The organism is Streptomyces sp. NPDC005899 (assembly GCF_040629645.1).
Taxonomy (GTDB): Bacteria; Actinomycetota; Actinomycetes; order Streptomycetales; family Streptomycetaceae; genus Streptomyces.
The window spans coordinates 1-8,272 of the sequence record NZ_JBEXWB010000291.1 but is presented as its reverse complement, the minus strand read 5'-3'; the positions used below and the strand labels follow the sequence as shown (position 1 = coordinate 8,272).

The following is an 8,272-nucleotide window of genomic DNA, read 5'->3' as shown; positions in this document are numbered from 1 at the left end:
CCCGGACCTCACCGAGAGGTCCGGGGCCGCGGTGCGTACGGGGTGGGTGCGGGGACGGCCCGTCAGAGGGCGACGCCCAGCAGGGCGTCCACGGTGCGCGAGACGAGGCCGGGCGCGCCCTCGTCCGTGCCGCCTCCGGCGCTCTGCGCCACGGCCCAGCGGTCCACCGCGGCGAGCGCGGCGGGGGTGTCGAGGTCGTCGGCCAGCGCCTCCCGCACCTCGTCGAGAAGTGCGTCGGCGGACAGCCCGTCCGGCCGGGAGACGGCGGCCCGCCACCGGGCGAGCCGTTCGACGGCGTCGGCGAGCACCTGGTCCGTCCACTCCCAGTCGGCCCGGTAGTGGTGCGAGAGGAGTGAGAGCCTGATCGCGGCGGGGTCCACGCCGTCGCGGCGGAGGGCCGAGACGAAGACGAGGTTCCCCCTGGACTTGGACATCTTCTCGCCGTCGAGGGCGACCATGCCCGCGTGCACGTAGGCCTTGGCGAACGGGTGCTCGCCGGTCAGCGCCTGGGCGTGCGAGGCGCCCATCTCGTGGTGCGGGAAGACGAGGTCGGAGCCGCCTCCCTGGACGTCGAAGCCCATCCCGAGGTGGTCCAGCGCGATGGCGACGCACTCGATGTGCCAGCCGGGCCGGCCGCGGCCGAGGGTGGCCCCGTCCCAGCTGGGCTCGCCCTCGCGGGCCGCCATCCAGAGCATCGGGTCGAGCGGGTTCTTCTTGCCGGGGCGCTCCGGGTCGCCGCCGCGTTCGGCGGACAGCAGGCGCATCGCCTCGGCGTCGAGGTGGGAGACCTCGCCGAAGTGCGGGTCGCACTCCACCGAGAAGTACACGTCGCCGTCGAGCTCGTAGGCCGCGCCGGCGTCGCGGAGCCGTTCGACGAGCGGGACGATGCCGGGTATCGCCTCCACCGCCCCGATGTAGTGCTCGGGGGGCAGCATGCGCAGGGCGGTCATGTCCTCCCGGAAGAGCGCCGTCTCGCGTTCCGCGAGCTCGGTCCAGTCGTGACCGTCGCGTACGGCCCGCTCCAGCAGCGGATCGTCCACGTCGGTCACGTTCTGGACGTAGTGGACCTGCCGCTTGGTGTCGAGCCACACGCGCTGGACGAGGTCGAACGCGTTGTAGGTCGCCGCATGACCCATGTGGGTCGCGTCGTACGGCGTGATGCCGCAGACGTAGATGCGGGCGACGGGACCGGGGTCAAGGGTGATCCGTCCGCCGGTCGCGGTGTCGTGGATCCGAAGGTCGCGGCCCTTGCCAGGCAGGGCGGGGACCTCAGAAGCGGGCCAGGCATGCATGTCATGAGCGTAACCGGACGATGCTTCCGGATACGAACCGGATGACGGATCGTGGCCGAAGAGGCGGTCTTGCGGGTGCGGGTGCCGTGGGCTAGGAGCGGCGGCCGCTCACACCGGCGGCCAGGGGATCGCGGGCCACTCCCCGCTCGGCTGCGGGTGCCGGCCACTCGTCCGCAGTGCTTCCACGCGCTCCCGCAACGCGTCCAGTTCCGCCCTCGTGATCAGTTCCGCCAACCGGGTGGCGAGTGGCCGGCCGGGCTCCAGATCGACGGCCAGCCGTGCGAGCACCGGGACGGCTTCCTCGGGCAGGGGCTCGCCCGCCCAGCCCCACAGCAGCGTCCGCAGCTTGTCGTCCGCGTTGAAGGTCACTCCGTGGTCGATGCCGTAGAGACGGCCACCGGGCGCGGGCAGCAGGTGGCCGCCCTTGCGGTCCCCGTTGTTGATCACCGCGTCGAGGATCGCCAGCCGCCGCAGACGCGGATCGTCCGCGTGCACCAGCAGGGCGGTCCTGCCCTCGCCGACGTCGGCGAACCCCACGGCCTTCCAGCCCTCGCCGGGCTCCTCGTCCTCCACGAGGGCCAGCAGCGGCGGCAGCCCCGGTACCGCGGCGCCGGGACCCTCGGCGTCCGCCGCCTCCGCCGCCTCCTCCGCCTCGATCCAGAGCTGGCACATGCCCCGGCCGTACGGCCCGTCCCGCAGCACGGTCGGGGGCACGAGGCCCCACCCGGTCGCCTCGGAGATCTCGTACGCGGCGACCTCGCGCTGCGCGAGCGTGCCGTCGGGGAAGTCCCACAGCGGCTGCTCGCCCGCCACCGGCTTGTAGACGCAGGGGCGCTCCTCGCCCTCGTACGCGGCCGTGCAGTAGAGCACCGCGTTGGACGCGCCCCGCACCCGGCCGAGGACCGTGAGCTCCCCTTCGGCGAGCAGGGCGCGCAGTCCGGCCTCCGTCAGGCCCCGCGACGGTATCCGTTCTGGCGCGGACATACGTGTCCTTCCGGGTCGAGGGGCAGGCTGCACAGGGGGCACGGCGGGCGGCCGGCGTTGACGACGTCCAGGGCGCGCTTGGCGAACGCCCGTGCCTGGGCGCCGCTCAGCCGGACGCGCAGCATCGGCGGGCCGTTCTCCTCGTCCTGCAGAAGCCTTTCCTCGGCTTCCGCGAGGTCGTCCTCGGAGTCGGCGTCGAGCTCGACGAGAGCCTGCGCCTCGACGATCATGCGCTGCTCCTCGCCGTCCCAGGCGAGGGCCATCGTGCCGACCCTGAACTCCTCCTCGACGGGGGCGTCGAGGGGAGCGGTGTCGGCGACGTCCGTGGGCGCCACGGCGGGCACCGGGGAGTTGCCGCCGGTCCGCCGGACGACCTCGTCGAGGAGTTCGTCGATCCGTTCGGCCAACGCGGCGACCTGGGTCTTCTCCAGGGCCACGCTCGTGACCCGTCCCCTCGAGGATGCCTGCAGGAAAAACGTACGGCGGCCAGGCAGCCCGACCGTACCGGCCACGAAACGGTCCGGGGGGTCGTAGAGGAACACCTGACGGGACACGTCCTGTCTCCCTTGAACATGTGGGGGCCAATGGGGGCGGCCGGGACCGAGGGGGGATGTCCCCGCGAGGCCGCTACGGCGCGTCCACCCTACTGCGCCGAGCGATCACGGCGCCCCAGCGCCGCCCCCGACGGCCGCCTCGCTCGCCGTGCCCCCCGTCGCGTCGGCCCCGAGCGCGTGTTCACGCGGTGCGAGGGAGGCGAGATCGCCGGTGTCCCCGAGCCGCAGGAGGAAGGGCCGGAGCCGGGTGTAGCGGATCGCGGTGACCGAGCACGGGTCGGCGTGCAGGCGCTGGAAGAGATCGAGGTGCATGCCGAGCGCGTCGGCGACGACGGCCTTGATGATGTCGCCGTGCGAGCACATGACGTACACGGCGTCCTCGCCGTGCTCCGCCTCGACCCGGGCGTTCCAGTCCCGTACGGCGTCGACGGCCCGGGCCTGCATGGCGCGCATGGACTCGCCGCCGGGGAACGCCGCGGCGGAGGGGTGCTGCTGCACGACGGACATCAGCGGTTCGTCGGAGAGTTCGGCCAGCTTGCGCCCCGACCACTCGCCGTAGTCGCACTCGCTGACGCGGTCCTCGGTGTGCAGCGGCAGCTCGGGGCGGGCGTCGAGCAGTGGCCGGAGGGTCTCGCGGCACCGCTCCAGGGGGCTGGTGACGGCGGCGGCGAGCGGGAGGGCGGCCAGCCGGCCGGGGAGCGCGGCGGCCTGCGCGGCCCCGCGTTCGTCGAGGGTGACGCCGGGGGTCCGGCCGGCGAGCACTCCGGCGGTGTTGGCGGTCGAGCGTCCGTGGCGTACGAGGATCAGCGTGGGCATACGTGCCAGCGTAAGTCCGGCGGGGCGGGTACCGGGCCTCGTGGCGCCCTCCGGTTTGCCGTCCCGGCCGATGGGCACGGGAACAGTGCACCGGAGCCGACGGCAGGGAAGAATGCGCGCGTGATCGTGGACTGTGGCATCTATCGGGACGGGCGCCGGACGGAAGGCCCCGCCGACTTCTCCGACGCCCTCGACGAGGCCCGGGCCAACGGGGACGGGTTCGTCTGGATAGGGCTGCACGAGCCCACCGAAAAGGAGTTCGAGCTCGTCAGCAGCGAGTTCGCCCTTCATCCGCTGGCCGTCGAGGACGCCTTGCGCGCGCACCAGCGACCCAAACTCGAGGTCTACGACGACTCCTTGTTCGCGGTCATCAAGCCGGTGGTCTACGAGCCCGAGAGCGACACCGTCAGCACCGGCGAGCTGATGCTGTTCATGGGCGACTCCTTCGTGGTGACGGTCCGGCACGGCGAGGGCGCGCCCCTGGCGGCGGTGCGACGGCGGCTGGAGGCCGAGCCGGAGGTCCTGAGGCACGGCCCCACCTCCGTGCTGTACGCGGTGAGCGACGCGGTCGTGGACCACTACATAGACGTCGCCGCCGAGCTCCAGGTCGACCTGGAGGAGCTGGAGACGCAGGTGTTCGCCCCCAGCGGTACCGGCGACTCGAAGAACACCGCCGCGCGCATCTACACCTTCAAGCGCCAGGTGCTGGAGTTCCGCCGGGCGACCGGCCCGCTGAGCGCCCCCATGGCGCGGCTCACGGGTACGGGCGTGCCGTTCGTCGACACGGGCTCGCAGCCCTTCTTCCGGGACGTCAACGACCACCTCACGCGCGCCAACGAGCAGGTGGAAGGGCTCGACCGGCTGCTCTCGGACATCCTGTCGGCCCACCTGGCGCAGATGGGTGTGCGGCAGAACGACGACATGCGCAAGATCTCCGCGTGGGCCGCCATGGCCGCGGTGCCGACGATGGTGGCCGGCATCTACGGCATGAACTTCGACCACATGCCGGAGCTCCACTGGGCGTGGACGTACCCCACGGTGATCGCGTCGATGGCCGTCGCGGTCTTCGGGCTGCACCGCCTCTTCAAGCGCCGCGGCTGGCTGTAGGCGTCGCCGCCCGGGCCCGGCCGTCAGGCGAACTCCGTACCGGGCACCGCGGGACCGCCCAGCGCGTCCCGCCGCTCGGGCTGCCGCAGGCTCACCATCCGCCGCCAGCCCGCCAGCCGCTCGTAGGCGTACACCGCGTGGATGCCGGCCGCGAGCAGTGCGGCCTTGGGCCGGGACCAGTGGAGGACCGCTCCCATGCGCCTCATCACGGCCAGGCTGACGTCGCGGTACACCCGGATCTCGGCCCGGGCGCACTCGCGCAGGACGGAGTGGACCGTCCGGCCGTGCCCCGACCGGGCGAGGCGGAGCAGCTCCTCGTGGCAGTAGGCGAGGTGGTTGTCCTCGTCCCTGGAGATCATCCTCACGGCGCGTCCGAGGACGGGGTGACCGCCGAAGTGCCTCAGCAGGAGCCTCATCTGCTCGGAGGCCCGCTGTTCGGTGACCCGGCTGTGGGCGAGGTACACGATGACCTCGCGCTCGGTGAGCGGCTCCTCGCGGTTCAGCCGCTCGTGGGCGAGGCCGATGCCGTGGCGCTCCAGGATCAGCGTGTAGTCGGTGTCGTGGGGCACGGCCACCGGAGCGAGCCCGCGCTGCTTGAGCAGGGCGTGGAAGATCCGGCCGTGCTTGTCCTCGTCGGCTCCGTGCCGGGCGGCCTTGGGGGCCAGGTCGCCCAGGGCGGCGGGGACCAGTGCCGCGATGCGGCCGTTCTCCCAGCCGCCCTGCGCCTCGCCGCCCGCCGCGATCGAGCAGAACAGCCGGTAGGACTCGTCGTGGTCGAGGATCTCCTGGAACAGACTCTTTGCCGACAGCATCACTGCCACCCTTCGCGCCGGTGTCCGCAGGGGCACAGTCAAATTCGGTACGGACCGGTAGGCAACACGGAAGGGCCCGGGCGGGGGCCGAACGGGCTCGGTACGGCCTGCCGCGGCGTCCCCGGGAGGAGTACCCGCCGTAACCGGGGGGCGGCGGGACCGTTGTCACCTGTGACGGCCGTGGCGGGGAGGCCCCCCGAGCCCCCACCACGGCCGTGACGCTGTTCCGGGGACGCCCCCGCCCGGCCCCGGGCCGAGCGGTCCGCCGCCGGGCGGGGCCGGGGCGCCGATCAGGCGGCGAGTCCCGAGCGCTCCAGGGCGTCCGTGCCGGCGCGCAGGGCCGCGAGCCGTTCGTCGAGCGTGAAGCCCGCGGGAGCGAGGGTGAGCGTGGTGACGCCGGCGGCCGCGTACGCCTGCATCCGATCGGCGATCCGCTCCACCGGGCCGAGCAGCGTGGTCTGGTCGATGAGCTGGTGCGGCACGGCGGCCGCCGCTCCCGCCTTGTCGCCGGACAGGTACTTGTCCTGGATCTCGGCGGCTTCCTTCTCGTATCCCATGCGCCCGGCGAGCTGGTTGTAGAAGTTCTGCTTGCGGCTGCCCATGCCGCCGACGTAGAGCGCGGTGTACGGGCGGAACATGTCGGCGAGGCCGTTGACGTCGTCACCGACCGCGAGCGGCAGCGTGGGACAGACGTCGAAGCCGTCCATCGTCCTGCCGGCCTTCTCCCGGCCTGCCCTCAGGTGCTTGACCGCGGTCTCCTCCAGGTGGTCGGCGGAGGGGAAGATCAGGAGGGCCCCGTCGGCGATCTCACCGGTCTGCTCGAGGTTCTTCGGCCCGATCGCGGCGATGTAGAGCGGAATGTGCTCGCGCTGCGGGTGGACGGTCAGCTTGATGGGCTTGCCCGGGCCGTCCGGCAGCGGGAGCGTCCAGTGCTCGCCCTCGTAGGACAGGCGCTCGCGGGACATCGCCCTGCGCACGATCTCGACGTACTCGCGGGTGCGGGCCAGGGGCTTGTCGAACTTGACGCCGTACCAGCCCTCGGAGACCTGCGGTCCCGAGACGCCGAGGCCGAGGCGGAAGCGGCCTCCGGAGAGCGAGTCCAGCGTGGCGGCCGTCATCGCCGTCATGGCCGGCTGCCGGGCCGGGATCTGCATGATCGCCGAGCCCACGTCGATGGACTCGGTCCGGGCGGCGACCCAGGCCAGCACGGTCGGCACGTCGGAGCCGTAGGCCTCGGCCGCCCAGCAGACGTCGTAGCCGAGCCGGTCGGCCTCCTGGGCGACGGCGAGGTTGTCGCCGTCCATACCCGCACCCCAGTAACCGAGATTGATGCCGAGCCGCATAGCCACGCTCCCTCTACTGATCAGTAACGTCCTTGCCGGGGACTCTAGCGCGGGGTGCTCCGATCCGGCAGGCCCGGTCGAGGGGCGCGGCCCCGTCCACAGGCTGCCCGGCCGAGGGCCTTGGCCAGTAATCTCAGCGCCCATGGAGCAGAGGTATCTGGGCCGTACGGGCCTGCGTGTGTCCCGGATGGGGCTCGGCACCCTCACATGGGGCCGGGACACCGACGAGCACGACGCTGCCGACCAGCTGAAAACCTTCTGGGACGCCGGGGGCACCCTCGTCGACACCGCCGACGTCTACGGCGGCGGAGAGGCCGAGCACCTGATGGGGGGCCTGCTGGACAACCTCGTTCCACGGCAGGATCTGGTCATCGCCACGAAGGCGGGCAGCGTGCCCGACCCGTACCGCCGTTTCGACGGTTCGCGCGGTCATCTGCTGGCGGCGCTCGACGCCTCCCTGGAGCGCCTGGGCACGGATTACGTCGATCTCTGGCAGATCCACGCCTTCGACCCGGTGACGCCCCTGGAGGAGACCATGCAGGCGCTGGACCTGGCCGTCTCGTCGGGGCGCGTCCGGTACGCGGGCGTGTCGAACTTCAGCGGCTGGCAGCTCGCGAAGGCCGCCACCTGGCAGCTCGCCTCGCCGGGGGTGCGGACCCGGCTGGCGAGCACGCAGATGGAGTACTCGCTGCTGCAGCGGGGCGTCGAGCGGGAGGTCCTGCCGGCCGCGCTGGACCTGGGGGTGGGGCTCCTGCCGTCGTCCCCCCTGGGGCGCGGGGTGCTGACGGGGAAGTACCGCGCGGGGACGCCGTCCGACTCACGGGGCGCCTCGGAGGTGCTGGCCCCGTTCGTCGAGCCGTATCTCGACGACGCGGCGAGCCGGATCGTGGACGCGGTCGCCACAGCCGCGGACGGCCTCGCCACGACGGCGCTCCACGTGGCCCTCGCCTGGGTGCGGGACCGCCCTGGGGTGGTCGCTCCGGTGGTCGGCGCGCGGAACGCACGGCAGCTCGGGGAAGCGCTGTCGGTGGAGGCGCTTAGTCTTCCTGACGAGATCTGCCAGGCGCTCGACGACGTGTCGGCGCCCGTGCACCGCTATCCCGACCAGGACTGGAGCACGCTGTGACTGCGCTTCCCCGGGGCGAGTCCCCGGACCCCGCGGCCGAGAACGACGAGAACCGCGAGGACCGCGAAGTCCACCAGGACGGCGGCCCCGGCGCCGCTGCCGCCGACGCGGGCGGCGCGGGCGATCCCGCCGGCACGGGCGACGCGGGCGACGCCGACGACGCGGGCGGTACGGAACGGCCGTCCGCGGGTGAGGAGGCCGCCGCCGGGGCCGGGAGCGCCGCCGGGGCGGTAGCGGG

Annotated in this window: 8 protein-coding genes and 1 pseudogene; 3 read left to right on the top strand and 6 right to left on the bottom strand. The window is 72.9% G+C overall.

Features of this window, described 5'->3' with window-relative positions:
- Positions 1-62: 62 nt before the first annotated feature.
- From mshC to ABZ371_RS25305, 4 genes are all read right to left on the bottom strand, one after another.
- Complete coding sequence (gene mshC, locus ABZ371_RS25320) at positions 63-1,292, bottom strand: cysteine--1-D-myo-inosityl 2-amino-2-deoxy-alpha-D-glucopyranoside ligase (RefSeq protein ID WP_358683606.1); 1,230 nt, start codon at positions 1,290-1,292, stop codon at positions 63-65.
- Positions 1,293-1,400: 108 nt separating this feature from the next.
- A complete protein-coding gene (locus tag ABZ371_RS25315; protein ID WP_358683604.1) occupies positions 1,401-2,276 on the bottom strand; it encodes an SCO1664 family protein in 876 nt (291 codons plus the stop codon).
- The gene (locus ABZ371_RS25310) at positions 2,240-2,830 is read right to left on the bottom strand and encodes a DUF3090 domain-containing protein (RefSeq protein WP_014157176.1); all 591 of its coding nucleotides are present in this window, start codon (positions 2,828-2,830) and stop codon (positions 2,240-2,242) included. The genes ABZ371_RS25315 and ABZ371_RS25310 overlap by 37 nt, the downstream gene beginning before the upstream one ends.
- A gap of 105 nt (positions 2,831-2,935) precedes the next feature.
- A complete protein-coding gene (locus tag ABZ371_RS25305; protein WP_358683601.1) occupies positions 2,936-3,646 on the bottom strand; it encodes a histidine phosphatase family protein in 711 nt (236 codons plus the stop codon).
- A gap of 120 nt (positions 3,647-3,766) precedes the next feature.
- Between ABZ371_RS25305 and corA the strand changes: the two genes are divergently transcribed.
- Positions 3,767-4,753 (top strand): magnesium/cobalt transporter CorA, encoded by a 987-nt coding sequence (corA, locus tag ABZ371_RS25300; protein WP_358683599.1) that lies wholly within the window; start codon positions 3,767-3,769, stop codon positions 4,751-4,753.
- A 23-nt stretch (positions 4,754-4,776) separates the two neighbouring features.
- On the opposite strand, the gene ABZ371_RS25295 is transcribed toward corA, so the two are convergent.
- Both ABZ371_RS25295 and ABZ371_RS25290 read right to left on the bottom strand, forming a co-directional pair.
- Entirely contained in the window at positions 4,777-5,565 is a 789-nt protein-coding gene (locus tag ABZ371_RS25295; RefSeq protein ID WP_358683597.1) for a ferritin-like domain-containing protein, read from the bottom strand.
- A gap of 290 nt (positions 5,566-5,855) precedes the next feature.
- Positions 5,856-6,908, bottom strand: coding sequence for an LLM class F420-dependent oxidoreductase (locus tag ABZ371_RS25290; RefSeq protein WP_358683595.1), 1,053 nt, complete (start codon positions 6,906-6,908; stop codon positions 5,856-5,858).
- Between the two features lie 142 nt (positions 6,909-7,050).
- Here ABZ371_RS25290 and ABZ371_RS25285 point away from each other — a divergent pair, with 142 nt between their 5' ends.
- Together ABZ371_RS25285 and ABZ371_RS25280 are read left to right on the top strand one after the other, a co-directional pair.
- Positions 7,051-8,034, top strand: a complete 984-nt coding sequence (locus tag ABZ371_RS25285) for an aldo/keto reductase (RefSeq protein WP_358683593.1) — start codon at positions 7,051-7,053, stop codon at positions 8,032-8,034.
- A pseudogene (locus ABZ371_RS25280) lies at positions 8,031-8,272 on the top strand (DNA helicase RecD); the annotation flags it as partial. The gene ABZ371_RS25285 and the pseudogene ABZ371_RS25280, both read left to right, overlap by 4 nt.